The 23,241-nt window shown below is 70.5% G+C and carries 19 protein-coding genes; 7 read left to right on the plus strand and 12 right to left on the minus strand.

The window, feature by feature from the left end:
• Positions 1 to 5 precede the first annotated feature (5 nt).
• From ugpQ to Q8X39_RS09685, 3 genes are all read left to right on the plus strand, one after another.
• On the plus strand, positions 6 to 800 hold the full coding sequence (ugpQ, locus tag Q8X39_RS09675; RefSeq protein ID WP_305749456.1) for a glycerophosphodiester phosphodiesterase: 795 nt from the start codon (positions 6 to 8) through the stop codon (positions 798 to 800).
• A complete protein-coding gene (locus tag Q8X39_RS09680) occupies positions 797 to 1,858 on the plus strand; it encodes a CaiB/BaiF CoA transferase family protein (protein ID WP_305749457.1) in 1,062 nt (353 codons plus the stop codon). The genes ugpQ and Q8X39_RS09680 overlap by 4 nt, the downstream gene beginning before the upstream one ends.
• Positions 1,859 to 1,930: 72 nt before the next feature.
• Positions 1,931 to 5,626 (plus strand): VCBS domain-containing protein, encoded by a 3,696-nt coding sequence (locus tag Q8X39_RS09685; RefSeq protein ID WP_305749458.1) that lies wholly within the window; start codon positions 1,931 to 1,933, stop codon positions 5,624 to 5,626.
• 64 nt (positions 5,627 to 5,690) lie between these two features.
• Here the strand turns inward: Q8X39_RS09685 and argJ are convergent, their stop codons facing one another.
• From argJ to Q8X39_RS09700, 3 genes are all read right to left on the minus strand, one after another.
• Positions 5,691 to 6,920, minus strand: a complete 1,230-nt coding sequence (argJ, locus tag Q8X39_RS09690) for a bifunctional glutamate N-acetyltransferase/amino-acid acetyltransferase ArgJ (protein WP_305749459.1) — start codon at positions 6,918 to 6,920, stop codon at positions 5,691 to 5,693.
• Positions 6,921 to 6,968: 48 nt separating this feature from the next.
• Positions 6,969 to 9,722 (minus strand): preprotein translocase subunit SecA, encoded by a 2,754-nt coding sequence (secA, locus tag Q8X39_RS09695; protein WP_305749460.1) that lies wholly within the window; start codon positions 9,720 to 9,722, stop codon positions 6,969 to 6,971.
• Positions 9,723 to 9,919: 197 nt separating this feature from the next.
• Complete coding sequence (locus Q8X39_RS09700; protein ID WP_305749461.1) at positions 9,920 to 10,957, minus strand: M23 family metallopeptidase; 1,038 nt, start codon at positions 10,955 to 10,957, stop codon at positions 9,920 to 9,922.
• Positions 10,958 to 11,014: 57 nt separating this feature from the next.
• Between Q8X39_RS09700 and Q8X39_RS09705 the strand changes: the two genes are divergently transcribed.
• On the plus strand, positions 11,015 to 11,305 hold the full coding sequence (locus Q8X39_RS09705; RefSeq protein ID WP_305749462.1) for a hypothetical protein: 291 nt from the start codon (positions 11,015 to 11,017) through the stop codon (positions 11,303 to 11,305).
• A gap of 123 nt (positions 11,306 to 11,428) precedes the next feature.
• On the opposite strand, the gene Q8X39_RS09710 is transcribed toward Q8X39_RS09705, so the two are convergent.
• From Q8X39_RS09710 to purN, 3 genes are all read right to left on the minus strand, one after another.
• Complete coding sequence (locus Q8X39_RS09710; protein WP_305749463.1) at positions 11,429 to 12,652, minus strand: DesA family fatty acid desaturase; 1,224 nt, start codon at positions 12,650 to 12,652, stop codon at positions 11,429 to 11,431.
• Between the two features lie 219 nt (positions 12,653 to 12,871).
• The gene (locus tag Q8X39_RS09715; RefSeq protein WP_305749464.1) at positions 12,872 to 14,128 is read right to left on the minus strand and encodes an RsmB/NOP family class I SAM-dependent RNA methyltransferase; all 1,257 of its coding nucleotides are present in this window, start codon (positions 14,126 to 14,128) and stop codon (positions 12,872 to 12,874) included.
• Positions 14,125 to 14,781 (minus strand): phosphoribosylglycinamide formyltransferase, encoded by a 657-nt coding sequence (purN, locus tag Q8X39_RS09720; protein ID WP_305749465.1) that lies wholly within the window; start codon positions 14,779 to 14,781, stop codon positions 14,125 to 14,127. The genes Q8X39_RS09715 and purN overlap by 4 nt, the downstream gene beginning before the upstream one ends.
• A gap of 163 nt (positions 14,782 to 14,944) precedes the next feature.
• Here purN and Q8X39_RS09725 point away from each other — a divergent pair, with 163 nt between their 5' ends.
• Positions 14,945 to 16,282, plus strand: a complete 1,338-nt coding sequence (locus Q8X39_RS09725; protein ID WP_305749466.1) for a tryptophan--tRNA ligase — start codon at positions 14,945 to 14,947, stop codon at positions 16,280 to 16,282.
• 19 nt (positions 16,283 to 16,301) lie between these two features.
• Positions 16,302 to 16,760 carry a DUF3717 domain-containing protein gene (locus tag Q8X39_RS09730; RefSeq protein WP_305749467.1) on the plus strand — a complete coding sequence of 153 codons (459 nt, stop codon included), beginning with the start codon at positions 16,302 to 16,304 and terminating at the stop codon, positions 16,758 to 16,760.
• A 34-nt stretch (positions 16,761 to 16,794) separates the two neighbouring features.
• Here Q8X39_RS09730 and Q8X39_RS09735 read toward each other — a convergent pair whose 3' ends face one another.
• Together Q8X39_RS09735 and Q8X39_RS09740 are read right to left on the minus strand one after the other, a co-directional pair.
• Entirely contained in the window at positions 16,795 to 17,178 is a 384-nt protein-coding gene (locus Q8X39_RS09735; protein WP_305749468.1) for a response regulator transcription factor, read from the minus strand.
• A 134-nt stretch (positions 17,179 to 17,312) separates the two neighbouring features.
• On the minus strand, positions 17,313 to 17,960 hold the full coding sequence (locus tag Q8X39_RS09740) for an excisionase family DNA-binding protein (RefSeq protein WP_305749469.1): 648 nt from the start codon (positions 17,958 to 17,960) through the stop codon (positions 17,313 to 17,315).
• 238 nt (positions 17,961 to 18,198) lie between these two features.
• Between Q8X39_RS09740 and greB the strand changes: the two genes are divergently transcribed.
• Positions 18,199 to 18,774 carry a transcription elongation factor GreB gene (gene greB, locus Q8X39_RS09745; RefSeq protein WP_305749470.1) on the plus strand — a complete coding sequence of 192 codons (576 nt, stop codon included), beginning with the start codon at positions 18,199 to 18,201 and terminating at the stop codon, positions 18,772 to 18,774.
• Positions 18,775 to 18,799: 25 nt separating this feature from the next.
• On the opposite strand, the gene Q8X39_RS09750 is transcribed toward greB, so the two are convergent.
• From Q8X39_RS09750 to Q8X39_RS09765, 4 genes are all read right to left on the minus strand, one after another.
• Positions 18,800 to 21,139, minus strand: a complete 2,340-nt coding sequence (locus tag Q8X39_RS09750) for a RelA/SpoT family protein (protein WP_305749471.1) — start codon at positions 21,137 to 21,139, stop codon at positions 18,800 to 18,802.
• A gap of 264 nt (positions 21,140 to 21,403) precedes the next feature.
• Positions 21,404 to 21,607, minus strand: a complete 204-nt coding sequence (gene rpoZ / locus Q8X39_RS09755) for a DNA-directed RNA polymerase subunit omega (RefSeq protein WP_130483027.1) — start codon at positions 21,605 to 21,607, stop codon at positions 21,404 to 21,406.
• 58 nt (positions 21,608 to 21,665) lie between these two features.
• Positions 21,666 to 22,286, minus strand: coding sequence for a guanylate kinase (gene gmk, locus Q8X39_RS09760; protein ID WP_305749472.1), 621 nt, complete (start codon positions 22,284 to 22,286; stop codon positions 21,666 to 21,668).
• A 26-nt stretch (positions 22,287 to 22,312) separates the two neighbouring features.
• On the minus strand, positions 22,313 to 23,236 hold the full coding sequence (locus tag Q8X39_RS09765) for a YicC/YloC family endoribonuclease (RefSeq protein ID WP_305749473.1): 924 nt from the start codon (positions 23,234 to 23,236) through the stop codon (positions 22,313 to 22,315).
• Positions 23,237 to 23,241 lie beyond the last annotated feature (5 nt).

A 23,241-nucleotide genomic window follows, 5' to 3' on the forward strand; every position in this document is an offset into this window, starting at 1 on the left:
CCACCATGTCCACTGCCCGCCTGTCCCCCTGGCCCTACCCGCGCTGGATCGCGCACCGCGGCGCCGGCAAGCAGGCGCCCGAGAACACGCTGGCGGCCTTCCGCCACGGCGCCGCGCTGGGCTGGACCAGCTACGAATGCGACGTCAAGCTCAGCGCCGACGGCGAGCTGTTCCTGCTGCACGACGACACCCTGCAGCGCACCAGCGACGGCCACGGCATCGCCGGCCTGCTGGACTGGACCGCCCTGTCGCGGCTCGATGCCGGCAGCTGGCAGGGCCCGGCCTGGGCCGGCGAGCCGCTGCCCCGGCTGGAGGCCATCGCGCGGCACTGCCTGGCGCGCGGCCACACGCTCAACATCGAGATCAAGCCGACCACCGGCACCGATGCGCCGACCGGGCGCGCCGTCGCGCTGGCCGTGCGCGACCTGTGGCAGGACGCGGTGCAGGCCGGTCGCAGCCCCTGGCCGCTGCTCAGCAGCTTCCAGCCCGAAGCGCTGGCCGCCGCCCGCATCGCCGCCCCCGAACTGCCGCGCGCGCTGCTGCTCGACACCCTGCAAGCCGACAGCTGGCAGCGCGCCGATGAACTCGGCTGCGTCGCCGTGGTGCTCAACCACCGGCTGATCGACGGTCACGGGCTGATCGCGCAGCGCCAGGCCGACGGCCTGCGCGTGCTGGTCTACACCGTCAACGACGCGGCGCGCGCGCGCCAGCTGTTCGACTGGGGCCTGGACGGCGTCATCAGCGACGCGGTCGACGACATCCGCGAGCAGGTCGAGGCGCTCGCCAGGACGCAGCCATGAATGCCCCCACGACGCCGGCCAGCGCCCCGCTGGCGACGCTGAAGGTGCTGGAGTTCGAGGGCCTGGGCCCCGGACCCTTGGCCGGCTGGATGCTGGCCGGGCTGGGCGCGCAGGTCACGCTGGTGCGCCGACCGGGCGGCAACCCGATGGCCGACCAGCTCGGCGGCCCGCACGGCTCGCGCCTGGTCGAGGGCAAGACCCCCGTCACGCTGGACCTCAAGAGCGCCGAGGGCCGCGCCGCCGCCCGCGCGCTGATCGCCGGCCATGACGCGCTGATCGAGGGCAACCGCCCCGGCGTGATGGAGCGCCTGGGCCTCGGTCCGGCCGAGGCCGCCGCCCTGAACCCGCGGCTGGTCTACGGCCGCATGACCGGCTGGGGCCAGACCGGGCCGCTGGCGCAGGCGGCCGGGCATGACCTGAACTACGTCGCGCTCAGCGGCATGCTGTCGCTGGGCAGCCGGCGCGGCGGCGAGCCGCCGATCGTCCCGCCGACCGTGCTGGGCGATGCCGGCGGTGCCATGGGCCTGGCGCTGGGCATCGTCAGCGGCGTGCTGGCCGCACGCCAGCCAGGCGGCCGCGGCTGCGTGGTCGATGCGGCCATCGTCGACGTGGTCGCCATGCTCGGCACGCTGGCCCTGTGGATCCACGGTGGCGGCCAGCTGGCCGGGCCGCGTCCCGACAGCCCTTTCCACGACTCGCCGTTCTACGACGTCTACCGCTGCGCCGACGGCGGCTGCATCAGCCTGGGCGCACTGGAGCCGGCCTTCTGGGCGCTGGCGTTGCAGCGGCTCGGGCTGGACGACATCGCCCCCGACAGCCAGTACGACGTGCGCACCTGGCCGGCACTCAAGCAGCGCCTGGCCGCGCGGTTCGCCAGCCAGACCCGGGCGCACTGGGACGCCCGGCTCGAAGGCAGCGACGCCTGCTACGCGCCGGTGCTGGGCCTGGCCGAGGCCGCCGCGCACCCGCACAACGTCGCGCGCGGCACGCTGCGCGTCGACCCGGCCACCGGCCAGATCCACGCGGCCATCGCGCCGCGCTTCACGCCACTGGGCTGAACAACCGGTCAAGTCGGCGCGGGGGCCGTCCGATAACACCGGCATCACGGGCAAGCCTGCGCCCGAATCCCGATGCCGACCTCGACCCACGCCGAACCCGCCTCCCGCCCCACCAGCCACGCCCCCCAGCACCCCGCCCCGGACGCCACCCGTGTGGTGCTGGACGGCGCGCGGCTGGACACCGCCTACCTTCCTGCACGCCTGCCGGCCGGCACGGTGGCCGCTCTGCAGGGACATGCCCTGCAACGCCTGCCCGACGGCACGCTGCGCATGCTCCAGGTCGGCGACGAGGTGCGCCGCGGCGACACCATCCTGACGACCCAGGACGGCATCGTCGAGATCACCCAGGGCGACGGCCGGCTGCGGCCAGCCCCGGCCTTTGACGAGGAATGGACGTTCGACGGCCCCGGCGCCGGTCGCCGCGCCAGCACCGCCGGCTTGCAGCCCGGCTTGCGGGTGGCGCGTGTTCAGGAAATGGTCGCACCCGACGCACGCGACATCGAACCCGGCAGCGGCGAGACCAGCACGGGCCCGACGTCGAACGCCGGGCTGCTGCCCACACCCGCGCTGTCACCCCTGTTCACCAGCCCGACCACGCCGGCCACGGTCGATGCCGCCACGCGGCCCGCGCCGGGAGCGGTTCCGGTTCCGGTTCCGGTTCCGGTTCCGGCTCCTGGTCCAGCCCCCGATTCAGCCCATGCACCGGAACCTGCGCCCGTACCAGCACCTGCACCCGCGCCCGTTCCAGCCCCAGCGCCCGTTCCGGGTCCGGCCCCTGCTCCCGCACCTGGCCCAGCGCCGACGCCCGCGCCGGAACCTGCGCCGCAACCGGCACCGGCACCCGGACCTGCCCCGGAACCTGCGCCTGCGCCTGCGCCTGCGCCTGCGCCCGCACCGGCACCGGCACCGGCACCCGGACCGGCGGTCGAGATCACGGGCGACCTGGTGCTCGACCTGGCCGAGTCGGGTCTCGTGACCGACGCCCATGTCGTCGTCAGCGGCCAGATCCTGGCCACCGGGGGCGACGGCAGCGCCACCACCTACACGCTGCTGGCACCGACGCAGCCCTGCACGGCCGGCGGGCTGCCCATCGTCTGGCAAGGCAGCGGCAGCGCCGTGCTGGTGGGACATGTCGGCACCGCCGGCGGCGTCGAGGCCCTGCGCATCGAGATCGCCGCCGACGGGCGCTGGCAGGCCCTGCTGTCCGGGCCGCTGGACCACGTGGCATCGGGCGCAGACCTGCGCAGCCTGGACCTGCAGGTGCAGGCCGAGATCGGCGGCACGGTGCAGACCGCCGACCTGTCGGTGCATCTGACCGACGACCTGCCGAGGGCGCCGGACATCGTGGTGCAGGCGGTCGAGAGCCGCACCAACCTGCTCATCAACCTGGACGTCTCCGACGCGATGACCGTCGCGGACGGCCCCGGCGGCATGACCCGGCTGGCGCAGGCGATCGATGCGGCACAACGGCTGCTGGACCTGCACGACCGCCGCGGCGAGGTCGCCGTCCGCCTGGTCAGCTGGTGCGGCGGCACGCAGATCGAGGGCGCGGCCTGGACCGATGTCGCCACCGCCCGCCAACAACTGGTCGACCTGCAGGCCCGATGGACCGGCGGCCACGGCGTGACCCTCGACGAGGTCGTGGCGGCGGCACAAGCCGCTTTCGACGCCCCGGGCAAGCTCGTCGATGCACGCAACCTGAGCTACGTCCTGTCGGCTGCCGACCCGCTGGTGGGCGGCGGTGGCAACGACGAGGCGACGCTGGCCGCGTGGGTCGCCTGGACACAGGCCAGCGCGCTGACCAGCCACACGCTGGTCGTCGGCAGCGGCGTACCGGCCGCGGCGCTGGACGGCCTGGCCTACGACGGCGCGGCCGTCTCCGACCTGAACGCAAGCGACCTGAACGATCCCGCCACGCTGGGCCAGGTCACGGCGCCCCTGCCCACGCAGATCCACAGCGGCAACTTCCTGGCCCAGGGCGGTGCCGATGGCGCCCGGCTGAGCGAGATCGTCGCCGACGGCCTGCGCCACGCGCTGTCAGCCGGTCCGCCCGCCTCGGTCACGAGCAGTGGCACGGCTGCGCCGGGCAGCGCCGCTGCGTTCGACGCCATGACCGGCCAGCTGACGCTCACGCTCGCCCAGGGCGGCACCCTGATCGTCGACGTCGCCACGGGCGACTGGCAGCTCACGGCGGTCGGTGACGCCGGCCGCACCGTCATCGACTACACGGTCGTCGACCGCGACGGCGACCGCGCCAGCGGGACGCTCGGCCTGACGCTGACGCCGGGACGCACGGCCGCCGACAGCCTCGTCGACGGCGATCTGAGCGGCCACGTCACCGAAGCCGGCATCGGCATCCCGGACCAGGGTCCGCACAACCGGGCCCAGGGCCAGCTGTCGGTCCGCGACGCCACGCCGGGTGATGGCGTCGATGCCTGGGCCGATCGTTTCGTGCCCGTCAACCAGGCACCGTCGGCCTGGGGACTGGGTCGCGTGGACGTCGGCGTCGATGGGCGCTGGACCTACACGCTGGACAACGCCCACCCCCGCGTCGATGCCCTCCCGCCGGGAGCGACCGTGGTCGATCACTACACGGTGCAGACGGCCGACGGCAGCACGCAGACCCTCAGCGTCACGATCCTCGGCAGCAACGACGCGCCGACGGTCATGGCCAGTGGTGGCGGCGGGCTGCTGGGCCTGGTCGACGCGGCGGTGCTGGACCTGCTGGACTTCGGCGCCGCCCAGGTCTTCCGCGCCCACGACGTCGACCAGAACCTCCAGTCGGTGCAGCTGAGTTTCGACAGCGGCCTGCTGGGCAACCTGACGGGGGCGCTGACCAGCACCATCGGCTTTGCGTGGGATGCACGCATCGCCGAGTCGCTCGGGCTGACGGTCCAGACAGGGTCCACCGGTGGCCTCGGCGGTGGTGGCCTGCTCGGCGGCTTGCTGGGCAGCCAGACCTGCACCTTGACGGTCAGCGCCACGTCCGGCGGCAGCGTCGACGATGCGACGGTGAACGAGTTCCTGGCCAGCGTGCGCCTGACCGGCGACGGCGGTCTGCTCGACGGCGCCGCAACGCTCAACCTGCTGGGCGCGACGACGATCGTGGCGACCGACTCGGCCGGTGCCAGCGCCAGCGCACGCGTCGGCAGCGTCGTCACGGCCGAGGTGCTGGCCGCGACGTCGGCCACCGCCCTGCTGGCCGACGCGATGGCCGGCGCGCATGTGCTGACCGGCACGGACGACCACGACGACCGCCTGTACGGACGGGACGGCGACGACACGCTGCAAGGTCGGGACGGCCAGGACCTGCTGCGCGGTGGCAGCGGCAACGACACGCTGGACGGCGGCGCCGGCCATGATCTGCTGGTCAGCGGCAGCGGCGAGGATCGCCTCATCGGCGGCCTCGGCGCGGACGTGTTCCGCTGGTATCTGGCCGATGCCGCGACCGGCGGCGCTGCGGCACCCGACGATCGCATCGTCGACTTCGACCCCTCGGCGCCCTCGGCCGGCGGCGACGTGCTCGACCTGCGTGACCTGCTCGGCCACGAATGCGGCGCGGGCGGTGTGGGCAACCTGGAGGACTACCTCCATTTCCTGCGCGACGCGGACGGCCTGTCGACCCGGCTGGAGATCCGCAGCCAGGGTGCCGGCAGCGCCGTCGACCAGGTCATCACCTTCGAGGGCGTGGACCTGATCGGCTCGGCGTCGGGCGATGCGGCGGTGATCCGGCAGCTGATGCAGGCCGGCAAGCTCCTGACCGACTGAAAACGACGACGCCCCGCAGGGCGGGGCGTCGAGGGCGTGCCGGAAGCTGTCAGGAGTGCGTCGATCAGGACCGGTAGTCGGCGTTGATCTTCACGTAGTCGTAGGACAGGTCGCAGGTCCAGACCGTCGCATGGCTGTTGCCGCGATGCAGGTCCACCCGCACGGTGATCTCGGCCTGCTTCATGACGCGCGCACCGTCTTCCTCGCGGTAGTCGGGGTGGCGGCCACCCTGGCGGGCGACGTGCACCGCGTCGAGGTAGAGGTCGATCTGCGACTGATCGAGGTCGGCGATGCCGGCATAGCCGACCGCCGCGAGGATGCGGCCGAGGTTGGGGTCGCTGGCGAAGAAGGCGGTCTTGACCAGCGGCGAGTGGGCGATCGCGTAGGCCACCTGGCGGCACTCTTCCTTGGTCCGGCCGCCGTCGACGCGCACGGTGATGAACTTGGTCGCGCCCTCGCCGTCGCGCACGATGGCCTGGGCCAGCTGCTGCGAGACCTCGATCACCGCCTGGCGCAGCAGCGCACCTTCGGGCGACTCCAGCTGCTCGATCGGCGCGTGCCCGGCCTGGTGCGTGGCGATCAGCAGGAAGCTGTCGTTGGTCGACGTGTCGCCGTCGATGGTGATGCGGTTGAAGCTGCGGTCGGCGGCCTCGCGCACCAGGTCCTGCATCAGGTGCGGCGCGACGACCGCATCGGTCGCCACGAAGCCCAGCATCGTCGCCATGTTCGGGCGGATCATGCCGGCGCCCTTGCTGATGCCGGTCACCGTGACCGTGCGGCCGCCGATCTGCACCTGCCGCGAGGCGGCCTTGGGCAGCGTGTCGGTGGTCATGATGGCCTCGGCCGCCGCCGCCCAGTGGTCGGCCTTGCGGTCGGCCAGCGCGGCCGGCAGGCCGGCCTGGATGCGGTCGTGGGGCAGCGTCTCCATGATCACGCCGGTCGAGAACGGCAGGATGTCCTCGGGCGCCAGGTCCAGCTGCTGGGCCAGCGCGATGCAGACCGCGCGGGCCCGCACCAGGCCGTCGGCCCCGGTGCCTGCATTGGCATTGCCGGTGTTGATCACGATGGCGCGGCGCGCCGGGCCGCAGGCCAGGTGCTCGCGGCAGATCTGCACCGGTGCGGCGCAGAAGCGGTTGCTGGTGAACACGCCGGCCACGCTGCTGCCGGGCGCCAGCGTGATGACCGTCAGGTCACGGCGGTTGGCCTTGCGCACGCCGGCCATCGCCACGCCGAGTTCGACGCCGGCCACCGGGTGGAGTTCTTCAGGCAGGGGGGCACGCAGGTTCACGGGCATGGCAACTTCCTTCGGCAGATCGATCGATGGAGACAGACGCGGCCTGGCTCAGGCCAGCTTGCCGTGGCAGGCCTTGAACTTCTTGCCGCTGCCGCAAGGGCAGGGGTCGTTGCGACCGGCGCGCATCGCCATCGCGAGCGGCTGGCCCTGGTCGGCCGGCGCGGCATCCTGCGAGACGCTGCCGTCCTCGTTCGGGTGCGTGTAGGTCACGTTCTCGATGTGCTCGGCACGCGCCTCGATCGCCTCGGCGGCCTGCTCGGCCTCCTCGCGGGTCTGGATGCGCACGGTCATCAGCACGCGCGTGACCTCCAGCTTGGTGCGGTCCAGCAGCTGGCTGAACAGGTCGAACGCCTCGCGCTTGTATTCCTGCTTCGGGTTCTTCTGGGCATAGCCGCGCAGGTGGATGCCCTGGCGCAGGTAGTCCAGCGCGGCCAGGTGCTCGCGCCAGTGCGAGTCGATGTGCTGCAGCAGCACCATGCGCTCGAAGCCGGCGAACTGCTCGCGGCCGACCAGCTCGACCTTCGTCTCGAAGGCCGCATCGGCGGCCTGGACCACCGCATCGACGATCTCGTCGTCGGTGACCGCGTCGCTCTTCTCGACCATCGCGCGCAGTGCGACGTCGACGTGCCACTCGTCCTTGAGCACCTTCTCCAGCGCGGCCAGCTCCCACTGTTCCTCGACCGTCTCGGCCGGCACGTGCAGGCGCACGACATCGGTCATGGCGCCGCGGCGCAGGTGGGCGATCTGCTCGTGGATGTCGGTCTGCTCGAGCAGCTCGTTGCGCTGCGCGTAGATCACCTTGCGCTGGTCGTTGGAGACGTCGTCGTACTCCAGCAGCTGCTTGCGCATGTCGAAGTTGCGGGCCTCGACCTTGCGCTGCGCACTCTCGATGCTGCGCGAGACGATGCCGGCCTCGATCGCCTCGCCGTCGGGCATCTTCAGGCGCTCCATGATGGCCTTGACGCGGTCGCCCGCGAAGATGCGCATCAGCGAGTCTTCCAGCGACAGGTAGAAGCGCGAGCTGCCCGGGTCGCCCTGGCGACCGGCACGGCCGCGCAGCTGGTTGTCGATGCGCCGGCTCTCGTGGCGTTCGGTGGCGATGATGCGCAGGCCGCCGAGCGCCTTGACCTGGTCGTGCAGGCCCTGCCATTCGCCCTTGAGCTGCTCGATGCGACGGGCCTTCTCGTCGTCCGCCAGGGCCGCGTCGGCCTCGACGAACTGGACCTGCTTCTCGACGTTGCCGCCCAGCACGATGTCGGTGCCGCGACCGGCCATGTTGGTGGCGATGGTGACCATGCCCGGCCGACCGGCCTGGGCAATGATCTCGGCCTCGCGGGCATGCTGCTTGGCGTTGAGCACCTGGTGCGGCAGGCCAGCGGCGGTCAGCAGCTGGGCGACGCGCTCGGAGTTCTCGATCGAGGTCGTGCCCACCAGCACCGGCTGGCCGCGCTCATGGCACTCGCGGATGTCGGCCACCACCGCGTCGTACTTCTCGCGGTCGGTCTTGTAGACCAGATCGAGTTCGTCCTTGCGGATGGTCGGGCGGTTCGGCGGGATCACCACGGTCTCGAGGCCGTAGATCTCCTGGAACTCGTAGGCCTCGGTGTCGGCCGTGCCGGTCATGCCGCCGAGCTTGCCGTACATGCGGAAGTAGTTCTGGAAGGTGATCGAGGCGAGCGTCTGGTTCTCGGCCTGGATCTGCACGCCTTCCTTGGCCTCGACGGCCTGGTGCAGGCCGTCGCTCCAGCGCCGGCCGGTCATCAGGCGGCCGGTGAACTCGTCGACGATGATGACCTCGCCGTTCTGCACCACGTAATGCTGGTCGCGGTGGAACAGGTGGTGGGCCCGCAGCGAGGCATAGAGGTGATGGACCAGCGTGATGTTGGCCGCGTCGTAGAGCGAGGCGCCCTCGACCAGCAGGCCGGCCTGGGCCAGCAGCGCCTCGGCCTTCTCGTGGCCGTCCTCGGTCAGGAAGACCTGGTGCGACTTCTCGTCGGCGGTGAAGTCGCCCGGCTCGATGACGCCTTCGCCGGTGCGCGGATCGGCCTCGCCGATCTGCTTCTTCATGTGCGGCACCACGGCGTTGATCGCCAGGTACATCGAGGTCTGGTCCTCGGCCTGGCCGCTGATGATCAGCGGCGTGCGGGCCTCGTCGATCAGGATCGAGTCGACCTCGTCGACGATCGCGTACTGCAGCGGACGCTGCACGCGGTCGACGACCTCGTAGACCATGTTGTCGCGCAGGTAGTCGAAGCCGTACTCGTTGTTGGTGCCGTAGGTGATATCGGCGGCGTAGGCGGCCTGCTTCTCCTCGCGCGGCATGTTGGGCAGGTTGATGCCGGTGCGCATGCCCAGGAAGCCATAGAGCCGGCCCATCCACTCGGCGTCGCGGCGTGCGAGGTAGTCGTTGACGGTCACCACGTGCACGCCCTTGCCGGGCAGCGCATTGAGGTAGACCGGCAGCGTGGCCATCAGCGTCTTGCCTTCACCGGTGCGCATCTCGGCGATCTTGCCGTCGTGCAGCACCATCCCGCCGATCAGCTGGACGTCGAAGTGGCGCATCTTCAGGACGCGCTTGCTGCCTTCGCGCACGGTGGCGAAGGCTTCGGGAAGCAGGTCGTCGAGGCTCGTTCCCTGAGCCAGTCGCTGGCGGAACTCGGCGGTCTTGCCGCGCAGCTCGTCGTCGCTGAGCTTCTCGAACTGCGGCTCGAGCGCATTGACGCGCTCGACCACGCGCCGGTACTGCTTGAGCAGCCGCTCGTTGCGGCTGCCAAAAATGGACGTGAGAAGCTTGGGCAACATGGACGGGACAAACGTGACGGCCCTGGCGCGAGGGCACCCGCCAGGGCCGGTGTGATGGGCTTCGTCGTCGACGTGCCGGACGGTCAGGACAACGGTGGCGCGCGGGGCCTGGGGCCTGCGCTGGCGGCCTGGATTTCAGGCCCCGTTTCCTGTGCCGCCGACGGTGCGGGTCGACGCAGAAAAATCGCGCGAGTCTATCACCGGGCCCGTGAGCTTCCGGTGACGGCGCCAGCCTTGGCCTCGTTGCGATCGGCCTTCGGCGACAGGCTCTCGCCGCGCGCCAGGAAGCGTGCCGGGTTCTGCGGCACGCCGTTGAGCAGCACCTCGAAGTGCAGGTGCGCACCGGTCGAACGGCCGGTGTTGCCGACCTGCGCGACGGTCTGGCCGCGCCGCACCAGCTCGCCGGGGCGGACCATCATCCGCGAGGTGTGGGCATAGCGCGTGACCAGGCCGTTGCCGTGGTCGATCTCGATCATCTGGCCATAGGGTCCGGCCGGCTCGGCGCTCAGCACGACGCCGGCGGCGGCCGAACGGATCGGCGTGCCGACCGGACCGGGGAAGTCCAGCCCGGTGTGCAGCGCCGGGCGCGAGGTGAAGGGGTCGATGCGGAAGCCGAAGCCCGATCCGACCGGGCCGAGCACCGGCGGCGCGCTCGGCACCATCATCAGTTCGAGGCGGCGTTCGAGCAGGCGCGACTCGATCAACGTGAAGACGTCGCCACTGCGGCCGGCCTGCGTGTCGAGCGTGTCGACCAGTTCGTTGAGGTGAGCCAGCGAGGGCTTGTCCTGCGCTGGCTCGACCGGCAGGTAGGGACCGCCGGCGCCGCCCCTGGCCACCGGCAGGCGCTCGGTCGACGGCCGCGCGGTCGCGTCGGCGGCCTCGGCGGCGCGGATCTCCTCGGGCTTGATGCCGGCCAGGCCGGCGATGCGCTCGCCCATGGCCTCCAGGCGCACGACCTTGGCCTGCATTTCGCCGACCTTCTGGGCCATCGCGTCGAGGTTCTCGCGCAGGAAGCGGTCACGCTGCCCGGTGTCTCCAGGCACGACCAGGCCGGCGATGTCGGCGACGATCGGCCAGCCCGCATGCACCGCCTTCAACAAGACCATGTGATAGATCACGCCCGACAGCATCATCAGGGCGAGCAGCAGGGCGATGACGGTGGTCACCAGCGTGGCCGGACTCACGTGAAAGGATCGCGTGCGTGCCAGGCCGCCATGGGTGATCAAGATGTCCATCGTCACTAAACTCCTGGTGTGAAACACAGCCCGCCCGCCGTTCCCGACGCACTGGCCATGAGGCAGGCGCTCGCCCACTGCGAGCCCCTGCTGAACCTGCAGCGCCGCCTCGCCGAAGCCGACGCGCGCATGCAGGCCATCCGTCCCCTGCTCCCCCCAGGCATGTTGGTATCCGTGTCCTCGGGCCCGACCGAAACCGATGGTTCGGGCTGGACCCTGCTGGCGGCCAATCCTGGTGTGGCCGCCAAGTTGCGCCAGCTGCTGCCCCGTTTCGAGGCGGCTTTGCAAGATCGGGGCCTGCAGGCTAGCCCAATCCACATACGCGTTCAATCGCCGAAACGGGCGTGAACGTTGCGCCATCCCCGAGGCGCAGGGCCTGTTGGACAGGCCTTCGACAGCTGTGATTCAGGCCCTCGCGGCGGTCCGTGACATCGGCCACGCGAAGTGGCCTGGATGTGTGACCGATCCGTTTCAGGCCCGCGCCGCACGCAGCGTGAGCGCGAACTCCTGAAGCGCGGCGATGCCGCTTTCCTCGGCCCGGTGGCACCAGGCCTGCAGGTCGTGGACCAGCTGGTCGGCCGACACGTTGGTGCGGGTCCAGAGTGCGCGCAGTTCCTCGCGCATCGCCACCAACTTGGCCAGCGTCGCGCTCTCGCCGCAGGCTGCGGCCACCTCGCCCTGCAGGGCGACCGGGATCTTGTCGGCATCGCGGTGCAGCCAGCGCGACGCGAGCCGCATGCGTTTCCACGCCTCGGTGCCTTGCTTGCCCTGCGCGCGCAGGCGTTCGAGTTCCTCGGCAACCACGCTGCGCAGGCCGCCGGCGTACTGGGCCATGACCTCGTAGCGGTTGGCGATGAGCGCTTCCAGCGTCTGGTTGTCGGCCACCGGCTTGACCGCGCCGAGCTTGAGCTGCGGCGGCGTCTTGCGGACCTTGGCCAGCCCAACCAGCTCCATGGCGCGGATGTAGCCCCAGGCGATGTCGAACTCGTAAGGCTTGACCGACAGCTTGGCCGAGGTCGGGTAGGTGTGGTGGTTGTTGTGCAGTTCCTCGCCGCCGATCAGGATGCCCCAGGGCGAGATGTTGGTCGACGCGTCGACCGCCTCGAAGTTGCGGTAGCCCCACCAGTGGCCAAGGCCGTTGATGATGCCGGCGGCGGTGATCGGGATCCACAGCATCTGGACCGCCCAGACCGTCGCGCCGATCGCACCGAACAGCAGCAGGTCGATCACCAGCATCAGGCTCACGCCGAGCGCGCTGTGGCGGGTGTAGACATGGCGCTCGATCCAGTCGTCCGGCGTGTTGTGGCCGTACTTGCGGACCGTCTCGAGGTTCTTGGCCTCGGACCTGTACAGCTCCGAGCCGGTCAGCAGCACGGTGCGGATGCCGCGCGTGACCGGACTGTGCGGGTCGTCGACGGTCTCGCACTTGGCGTGGTGCTTGCGGTGGATCGAGACCCACTCCTTGGTGACCATGCCGGTGGTCATCCAGAGCCAGAAGCGGAAGAAGTGCGACGGGATGGCGTGCAGGTCGAGCGCGCGGTGCGCCTGGCTGCGGTGCAGGAAGATGGTGACGGCGGCGATCGTGATGTGCGTGGCGATCAGCGTGCAGGCCAGGATCTGCCAGCCGCTCAGGTCGAGCAGGCCGTCGGAGAGCAGGTCGAGCACGGCGCCCGGCAGCAGGGAAACATCAAGCATCAGGGTCCTTCAGGGTCACTCGCGGCCGCAGCGGCGCCGGGGCGGCAGGGTTGCCGCGATCCGGCGACAGGCGGTCGGCACGGGGTCTCCGGCCAGCCCGTGATTGTATTCGGGGGGTCCGAATGGCCTGGGATCGGGTGAGCCCGTTTGAGGGATACCCTGATGCGATCACGCGTCAGGCTTGAGCGAGGTCAAGCCGGCCGCGCGCACCGGGAACTTTCAGCGGCGTTGCCAGACGGCCGCGAAGAAGCCGTCGGTGCCGTGGCGATGCGGCCACAGGCGCAGGTGGCCGGCGTCGGTCAGCTCGGTCGCGTTGGCCACGCCCTGACGGGCCAGCACCTCGGCCACATCGACCGGCACGAAGTCCGGGTGGGCAGCCGCGAACGCGTCGGCGATCTCCTCGTTCTCGGCCCGCAGCAGGCTGCAGGTGGCGTAGACCAGCCGGCCGCCCGACTTCACCAGCCGCGCCGCGCTGGCGAGGATGGCGCCCTGCTTGGCGGTCATCTCGGCGATGGCCTCGGGGCTCTGGCGCCATTTCAGGTCGGGATTGCGGCGCAGCGTGCCCAGGCCGGAACACGGCGCATCGACCAGCACGCGGTCGATCTTGCCGGCCAGGCGCTTGACGCGCTCGTCGCGCTCGTGGGCGATGCCGGCCGGGTACACGTTGGACAGGCCGCTGCGCGCCAGCCGCGGCTTGAGCGCCGCGAGCCGGTGGGCCGAGACGTCGAAGGCGTAGAGGCGGCCGGTGTTGCGCATCATCGCGCCCAGCGCCAGCGTCTTGCCGCCGGCACCGGCGCAGAAGTCCACCACCATCTCGCCGCGCTTGGCCTCGGTCAGCAGCGCGAGCAGCTGGCTGCCCTCGTCCTGCACCTCCATGTCGCCGCGCAGGAAGGCGTTGCTGCGGTTCAGCGGCGGCTTGCCCAGCGCGCGCAGGCCCCAGGGCGACCAGGGCGTCGGCGTGGTGTGGATGCCTTCCTCGGCCAGCGCGGCCTGGGCCAGTTCACGCTTGGACTTCAGCAGGTTGACGCGCAGGTCCAGGCCGGCCGGCTGGCGCAGGCTCTCGACCAGCGGCCAGAAGCTGTCACCGACCTGGGCCTTGAGAGGCTCGGCCAGCCACTCGGGCAGGTTGTGGCGCAGGTTGTCGGGCTGCTTGTCGAGGCTCAGCAGGCGGGCCGTCGTCAGCCACTTCAGTTCCTCGGGCGTGGCCGCCGCTCGGAGGAAGGCTTCGGTGCCCTGCCAGGCCAGCAGGCTCAGGCGACGTTCGAGCGAGCCCTTGCCCGACTTGGCCAGGTACTGCAGCCGGATCTTGTCGCGCAGCACCGAATAGACCGTCTCGGCCAGCGCATGGCGCTCGCGCATGCCGAGCGCCTTCTCGCGCCGGAAGAAGGACGAGACGACCGAGTCGGCTGGCTGGCTGAAGCGCAGCACCTCGTGGAGCAGTTCGTCGCAGAGCGCGAACAGGGCTTTGGGATTCATGTCGTGTCCTTGCCGCCGGCCATGTCGGCCAGCAGGTGTTGTGCGGCGGCGCCGGTGTGGCGCACGCGCAGGCCTTGCAGCGCCAGCTCGTCGTTCACGAACCAGCGCACCGCCATCGGGTAGAGGCGATGTTCCTGGACCAGCACGCGCCGGGCCAGCGTGTCGGCGTCGTCACCGTCCAGCACCGGCACGACCGCCTGCGCGACGATCGGGCCGTGGTCCAGCTCTGCGGTGACGAAATGGACCGTCGCGCCGGCCACGCGACAGCCCGCGTCGATCGCGCGCCGGTGCGTGTGCAGGCCGGAGAAGGCCGGCAGCAGCGACGGGTGGATGTTGATCATGCGGCCCTCGTAGCGCGCCACGAAGGCCGGCGTGAGGATGCGCATGAAGCCGGCCAGCACGACCAGGTCGGGCTGCTGGCGGTCGATCTCGGCGGCCAGCGCGGCGTCGAAGGCGGCCCGGTCGGCATGCGCGCGGTGGTCCAGCCCGACCGCCTCGATGCCCTGTTCACGGGCCCAGGCCAGCCCGGCGGCCTCGGGCTGGTTGCTCAGCACCGCGACGATCCGGGCCGGCCAGGCCTCGGCCAGGCAGGCGTGGTGGATCGCCTGGAGGTTCGAGCCGGTGCCGGAAATCAGGACGACGATGCGTTTCATGAGGGGGGCGAGTGTAGCGAGCAGCGCCCCGCGCCCCGGGGGCCATCGGGTCGGCTGCCTACAATCCGCCCTCCCCGCGACAGGCCCGATCAGCACGGGCCTGCCGGCCGAACCCGCGCCGCGCATGCCGACCGCCCATCCAGCAGAAAACGACTCCGCCACCATGTCCACCCGCGTCCTCACCGGCATCACCACCACCGGCACCCCGCACCTGGGCAACTACGTCGGCGCGATCCGCCCGGCCATCGCCGCCAGCCGCGAGGCCGGTGTCGAGAGCTTCTTCTTCCTGGCCGACTACCACGCGCTGATCAAGTGCGACGACCCGGCCCGCATCGAGCGCTCGCGGCTGGAAATCGCCGCTGCCTGGCTGGCTGCCGGCCTGGACCCGCAGCGCGTCACCTTCTACCGCCAGAGCGACATCCCCGAAATCCCCGAGCTGACCTGGCTGCTGACCTGCGTCACCGCCAAGGGCCAGATGAACCGGGCCCATGCCTACAAGGCCGCCGCCGACGCCAATGTCGCCGCCGGCGAGGACCTGGATGCCGGCATCACGATGGGCCTGTACAGCTACCCGATCCTGATGGCCGCCGACATCCTGATGTTCAACGCCCACCGCGTGCCGGTCGGCCGCGACCAGATCCAGCACATCGAGATGGCGCGCGACGTTGCCCAGCGCTTCAACCACCTGTTCGGCGCCGGGCGTGAGTTGTTCGTGCTGCCGCAGGCCGAGGTCGAGGAAGACGTCGCCACGCTGCCGGGCCTGGACGGCCGCAAGATGTCCAAGAGCTACGACAACACGATCCCGCTGTTCGACGGCGGCGCCAAGGCCTTGCGCGAGGCGGTCGCACGCATCGTCACCGACTCGCGCCTGCCCGGCGAGCCCAAGGAGCCCGAAGACACGGCGCTGGTGACGATCTTCGACGCCTTTGCCGATGCCGCCGAGCGGGCCGCCTTCCGCGACGCGCTGCGCGCCGGCCTGGCCTGGGGTGACGCCAAGCAGCGCCTGGTCGAGCAGATCGAGCGCAGTGTCGCGCCCATGCGCGAGCGCTACGAGACCCTGATCGCCCACCCCGAGCGCATCGAGGAGACGCTGCAGGCCGGCGCCGCCAAGGCGCGCGCCATCGCCCGGCCCCTGCTGGACGAGCTGCGCCATGCCGTCGGCCTGCGCCGCATGCAGCCGATCGCGACGGTGGCACCCGACGCCAAGGCTGCGGCCAAGGCCACCGCAGCCGCGCTGGCCCAGTTCAAGCAGTACCGTGAGGCGGATGGCCGCTTTCATTTCAAGCTGGTCGGTGCGGACGGCGAGGTGCTGATCCAGAGCGTGGGGCTGGCCGAAGGCCGCGAGGCCGGCCGCTGGGTGCAGCAGCTCAGGTCGGGCGAAGCCGGCGCGCTGGACACCGCACCGATCGAACGCGGCGAGCGCTACGACCGTGCGGCGGCGCTGGCGGCGATCGAGGCCATCGCCGCCGAGCTGGCCCGCCAGCAGGCTGCCAAGGGCTGAGCGCCCTTCCCGCGCAACCATGGCGACGATCCACCTGACCGACCTGGAAGCCGCCATCAACTGGTGGCGCGAGCGTCGGCCCACGCCCGACGGCGAGCCACTGTGCGACGAGCTGTCCGCGCTGGCCGAGCTGTATGCGCTGCTGGTCTACCACCGCGAACGTGCCGTCGACGAGGCAGCGATGCCGCCGGCCGCGATGGGCGCCTGGCTGGCCTGGTATGCCACCACGCCCGATGCGCCCTGCATCGCGATCTGTTCGACCACCCAGGGCGACGCCGTCTGCAAGGGCTGCGGCCGGACCTGGGACGAGGTCCGGCACTGGCCGGAGTTTGGCCCGGCGGCCAAGCGCGAGGTCTGGCACCGCATCACCGTCGACGGCACGGCCTGGCGCTTCAACCGCTATGCCGAGCGGGCCCGCGGCGGCAACGTCGAAGCCGGCAAGACGAAGGCCGCCCCGGACGGACCGGCAGCGGCCTGAACGACACCGACGCGGCAGGGCCGCATCGGACCGGTCAATCGGACGGGATCTTGGCGACCATCGCCTCGACTCGGTCGATCAGCTCCAGCGGGCTGAACGGCTTGACGAGGTAGGCGTCTGCGCCGGACTGTTCGCCCGCGCTGACGTCGCTGCTCTGCCCGCGCGCGGTCAGCATGACGACCAGCGTCGCGCGGAGGTCCGGGTCGGCCTTGATCGCCCGGCAGACCTGGAAGCCGTCGAGGCGGCCCGGCATCATGACGTCGAGCAGCATCAGGTGCGGACGCACCGAACGGGCGAGTTCAAGGCCGGATTCGCCGTCGGCGGCCTCGTGCAGGTCGAAATCGCTGAACTCCAGCGTCATGCGGATCAGCTTGCGGATGTCCGCCTGGTCTTCAACGATAAGGATGCGGTGGGTCATGACGGAACTGACCTGTTCTGTTGGGGAGCGCGGCGCATCGTCACGCTTGGGATTCGCCTGAGCCCACTGTAACGGCAGGCGCTGCGCCGGTCATCAGCGCAGCCGCTTACCTGACTGGGTGGCTTGCCTGGCCGTCAGGCCTGGAGGTCGCGGTGGGGCGAACGGCCGAGTCGGGCCAGTTCGCTTTCGGCCCAGCTGCGCACGGCCATGCCGGGCACCGGCTGGTGCATCACGCGGACCCGGTCGGGCAGACCGCCGCGTTCGGCGATCTGCTGCGGCGACTGGGCGGTGATCGCCAGCACGCGCAGGTTCGAGTAGTCGTGCAGGCCGGCCAGCGTCAGCAGCATCGCGTAGCCGTCGATGTCGGGCATCGACAGGTCGGTGATGAGCAGATCTGGCGTTTTTCGTCCGAGCTGCAGTAACCCGGTGTAACCATTGTTAGCGCCACGCAGCGTGATGCTGCCGTACAGCGGCTGCAGCGCTTCCTGCCAGACCTGCAGCTGGTCGACGCTGGCGGCGACGAGCAGCACGTCCAGGGGCGCCATCGCGGGCTGCAGCATCTGGGTGGTCTGGGCGGCGGCGCGCAGGCCGCTGCGCTGGGCCAGGGCCTCGACGGCCGACAGGCGGATGCGACGGTGTCCGCCCGGCGTACGCCCGGCAGGCAGGGTGCCGGCTTCGACCCAGAGCTGGACCGTGCGCAGCGACACGCCCAGACGCATCGCCGCTTCGCGGGTCGTCAACAGGGGGTCGAGGGGGTCGGGAGCAAAATGCGGACGGGACATGACGGGGGTCCTCAAGGAGGTGGCGGGCAGGCTCAGGACGTTCAAGATCGCGTGACTCCGGTGCTTGATCAGAAGTGCGAGTTCTTGTGTCTTCGGCTGCCGTGTCCCTGAACTGAAGTGCCTAGTTTACAAAATGTGACATTCACCACAACCTGAGCACGAAATCTGCAGTTCAGCGGGTGGCCCGTGCCCATCCTCCAACGTTCGACCCCCCGCTGCCAGCCGACCGGAAGATCCGATGAGCAAGGCCTTCACGAAAGAATCCGACGACGCCGATGACGACGAGCAGGCCGGTGGTCTGCCGCCGTTGCCGGCGGGGACGCGCAACTACCTGACACCGCCCGGATATCGGCGCCTGCGCGAGGAACTGTTGAGCCTGATCGACGTCGAGCGCCCGCGCGTCGTCGAAGTCGTGTCATGGGCCGCGAAGAACGGCGACCGCTCGGAGAACGGCGACTACCTGTACGGCAAGAAGCGCCTGCGCGAGATCGACCGGCGGATCCGCTTCCTGACCAAGCGGCTGGACATCGCCGAGGTGGTCGACCCGTCGGCGCACCACGGCAGCGACCAGGTCTTCTTCGGCGCGACCGTGACCTACGCCGCCGCCGACGGCAGCGAACGCACGATCACGATCAAGGGCATCGACGAGGCCGACAACCTGGCCGGCGACGTCAGCTGGGTCTCGCCGATCGCCCGCGCGCTGATCAAGTCGCGCGAGGGCGACGAGGTCACGCTGATGACCCCGGGCGGGCTGACGAAGCTGGAGGTGGTGGAGGTGCGCTACCCGGCACCCGGCGAGGACGGCGCCCGCTGAGCCAGGGCGGCTGGGCGCCAACCGATCAGCTCTTGATCCGGGCGACCTTCTCGACCACCGGCGCGCGGCGCACCACGCGCAGCACGTCGGCGAGGTGCTGGCGGTCTCGCACCGCGAGCAGCAGGCGCAACTCGGAGGTTTCACCCGACTGCGCCGGGTCCATCTCGATGTGGGCGATGTCGGCCTCGGCCCGGCTGACCGCCTGGGCCACCTCGGCCAGCACGCCCTTGCCGTTGTTGACCAGCACGGCCACGGCGCTCTGGAACATCCGCTTCGGCTGCTCGGACCACTCGACCGCGAGCCAGCGCTCGGGATCGCGCTCGAACAGCTTGCGGCCGACCGCGCAGTCGGCGGTGTGCACCGTCAGGCCCTCGCCGCGGCCGAGGTAGCCGACGATGTCGTCGCCCGGGATCGGGTGGCAGCAGGCGCCGAGCTGGACGGTGGCGTTCTCGCTGCCGTCGATCACGACGGTGCCCTGCGACGGCGCGTCGCTGTCGGACGCATAGCGGCCCAGGCTGAGCGTGACCGCATCGGGCCGCCGGCCGGCCTCGGCCATCTGGCTGGCCAGCCGCTTGGCGACGATGGTCGCGATCTTGCGGCCCAGGCCGATGTCGACCAGCAGCTCGCGGCGATGCCGGTTGCCGCTCCAGCGCACCAGCGACTGCCACAGCGCCGCATCGGCATCCGAGGCGTCGTCGCCCTGCGAGGGCATCTGCAGGCCCTCGGCCCGCAGCGCCTGGGCCAGCAGCTTGTGGCCGAGCTCGTAGGACTCGTCGGCCTCCATGTTCTTGAGGAAGTGGCGGATCTTGGAACGCGCCTTGCCGGTGCGCACGAAGTTCAGCCAGGCCGGGTTCGGCCGGGCGGAGGCGGCGGTGACGATCTCGACCACGTCGCCCGAACGCAGTTCGGTGCGCAGCGCGACGGCCTCGCCGTTGACCTTGGCCGCGACGCAGTGGTCGCCCACGCGTGAGTGGATCGCGTAGGCGAAGTCGATCGCGGTGGCACCGCGCGGCAGCGCCAGGATCTTGCTCTTGGGGGTGAAGACGTAGACCGACTCGGGGAAGAGGTCGATCTTGACGTGTTCGAGGAACTCGGCCGAGTCGCGCGTCTCGCTCTGGATGTCGATCAGCGACTGCAGCCACATCGTGCCGAGGTTCTCCGCCTCGGGCATGTCGGTGCCCGACTTGACCTTATAGATCCAGTGCGCCGCGACGCCGGCCTCGGCCACCGCGTGCATGGTCTCGGTGCGGATCTGGAACTCGACCGCCGTGCCGACCGGGCTGACCACGGTCGTGTGCAGGCTCTTGTAGCCGTTGGCCTTGGGGATCGCGATGTAGTCCTTGAAGCGCCCCGGCACCGGCTTGAAGAGCTGGTGCAGCACGCCCAGCGCGAGGTAGCACTCGGGCAAGGTCGCCACGACGATGCGGAAACCGAAGATGTCGCTGACCTGGGCAAAGCTCAGGTGCTTCTCCTGCATCTTCGAGTAGATCGAGTGGATGGTCTTCTCGCGGCCGTAGACCTGCGCCGGCACCGTCGCCTGGCTCATCGCGTCCTCGACCTCCTGGCGCACCCGGTCGACCACGTCCCGGCGGTTGCCGCGAGCCTTGGCCACGGCCTTGGACAGCACGCCGTGGCGCCACGGCCGCAGGTACTGGAAGGACAGCTCCTGCAGCTCGCGGTAGGTCTGGTTCAGGCCGAGACGGTGGGCGATCGGCGCGTAGATCTCGAGCGTCTCGCGGGCGATGCGGCCACGCTTGGTGGCCGCCATCGAGTCCATCGTCCGCATGTTGTGCAAGCGGTCGGCGAGCTTGATGAGGATGACGCGCAGGTCGCGCGCCATGGCCAGCAGCATCTTGCGGAACGACTCGGCCTGGGACTCTTCCCGGGTCGAGAACTGCAGCTTGTCGAGCTTGGTCAGACCATCGACCAGTTCGGCGGTCTGGGCGCCGAAGCGTTCGACCAACTCGGTCTTGGTGATGCCGCAGTCCTCCATCGCGTCGTGCATCAGCGCGGCCATAATGGCCTGCGCATCGAGCCGCCAGTCGGCACACAGGCCGGCCACCGCGATGGGGTGGGTGATGTAGGGCTCGCCACTGGCGCGGAACTGGCCGAGGTGGGCCTCGTCGGCGAAGCGGTAGGCCTCGCGCACGCGCTTGAGGTCGGCGGCGTCGAGGTAGTCGAGCTTGTCGGTCAGCGAGGCGAACGAAGATGCGCTGACACCGTGCGCGCCGGGCGTCGGTCCGCGCACCGGTACCGCCAGGACCGTGTCACCCTGTTCGTCGTCGGGCGCATGGCGAGCCGCACCACGTCCAACCCAGGGGGTGAAGAACACACGTCGCAGGACATCGGCAGCACGAGACACCATGCTGTCACTCTACCTTGCCTGGCCGGAAACTGGCACGCTCGCGGGTTTGGTTGCACCGCCCGGGTGCGCGGTCCCGAACCAGGGCTGGCGCGAAAATCGTGCAGCGCGGGTGACGAAGGCCGAAGGGTCGGCCTCGAAACGAAAAAACCGGCGCGAAGCCGGTTCTTTTTGGGGGGTCCGACGCGCCGTCGGGCGGCTCGTCGTTCAAGGCTTGCTGGCGTCGGTCAGCCGAGGCTGGCGTCGATCATCCAGGGCTGAGGTCGATCAGCCCGGCACCTTGCGCAGCATCTCGAGGCCGACCTCACCGGCGGCGATCTCGCGCAGAGCGGTCACGCCCGGCTTGTTCTTGGTCTCGACCTTCGGCGCGTGACCCTGGCTCAGCATGCGGGCGCGGTAGGTCGCGGCAAGCACCAGCTGGAAGCGGTTCGGGATCTTGTTCAGGCAGTCTTCGACGGTGATGCGGGCCATGTGATTTCCATCCAGCGGCATGAGGAGCCAGCCCGTCGGGCTGCCTCCTGTGGCGGCGTCAGTTCAGTTGAAGGGCGTCGAAGACAGCCGACCGGCTGCGACGCTGAGCCGCCCATTTTAGCCGCTGCGCGTGAACGATGGCCTTCAGGTCGAACAGGGCGGTCTCGAACAAGGCATTGACCACGATGTAGTCGAAGTGCCTGGCCTGCGCCACCTCGTGCCGCGCGTTGACCATGCGCTGCTCGATCACCTCACCGGCGTCCTCGCCACGGCGCAGCAGGCGCTGTCGCAGCTCGTCCCAGGACGGCGGCAGGATGAAGATGAGCACCGCCATCGGGAAGATCTGCTTGATCTGCAGGGCGCCCTGGTAGTCGATCTCCAGCACCACGTCCTCGCCATGGCTCAGGCGGGCTTCCATCGCGGCGCGCGAGGTGCCGTAGAGGTTGCCGTGGACCTCGGCCCACTCGAAGAAGTCGCCCCGGTCGATCATGGCGCGGAACTCGTCCGGGCCGATGAACCAGTACTCGCGGCCGTGGCGCTCCTGGCCGCGCGGCGCGCGGGTGGTGTGCGAGACCGACACCATCAGGCGCGAATCCAGCTCCAGAAGCGCCTTGACCAGGCTGGACTTCCCGGCCCCGGAAGGCGCCGCGACGACATAGAGGTTGCCGGGGTATTCCATCTCTGTGTGCTTCTCCGTGTCCGTCGTCACTCGATGTTCTGGACCTGCTCTCGCAGCTGCTCGATCGCCACCTTCATTTCCACCGAGATCTGGGTCAGCTCCAGCGCCGCCGACTTCGAGCCCAGCGTGTTCGCTTCGCGGTGCAGCTCCTGGATCAGGAAGTCGAGCCGCTTGCCGACTTCGCCACCGGCCTGGAGCAAGCGCTCGATCTCGTCGAGGTGGGCACCCAGGCGCGACAGCTCCTCGGCGACGTCGATGCGCAGCGCGTAGGCCGTCGCCTCGGCCAGCGCCCGTTCTGCCAGCGTCTGCGTGGGCAGGTTGGCGGCTGCGCCGGCGGCCTGCAGGGCCTCGTTCCAGCGGTCGATGAAGCGCTGCTGCTGGCGCGCGACGACCTGCGGCACCAGCGGCACGGCCTGGGTCGCCAGCCGGCGCAGGGTGTCGATGCGCTCGGACATGATCTTCACCAGCCGCTCGCCTTCTCGGGCGCGGGCCTCGCGCAATCGCTCGATGCACTGCTGCACGGCGACCAGCACCTCGGCGTCGTCAGGGGCCGCATCGGCCTGGTTGCGACACCAGTGCAGCACCTCCTGGACCGACAGGGCCGCCGCCTGCGGCAGTTGTTCACGGACTTGCCGGTCGACCTGCGCGAGCTGCTCGAGCTGCTCGCGGCGCGGCATCGGCGCGATGCCCTCGGACTGGCGCTCGCTGCTCAGGCGCAACTCGATCTTCCCGCGCTTGAAGGCGGCCCCGACACGCTCGCGCAGCTGGGGCTCCAGACCCCGCCATTCATCCGGCAGACGCAGCGCCAGATCGAGGAACCGGCTGTTCACCGAACGCAGCTCGACCCCGATCGACACGGACGTTCCGGCCCCTTGCCCCGCCGACTGTGGCGCCTGTGCCGACAGGCCGGCCGCGACGCTTGCAAAGCCGGTCATGCTGTAAACTGCCATGGCGG

Source organism: Leptothrix discophora, assembly GCF_030705305.1.
GTDB lineage: Bacteria > Pseudomonadota > Gammaproteobacteria > Burkholderiales > Burkholderiaceae_C > Sphaerotilus > Sphaerotilus discophorus.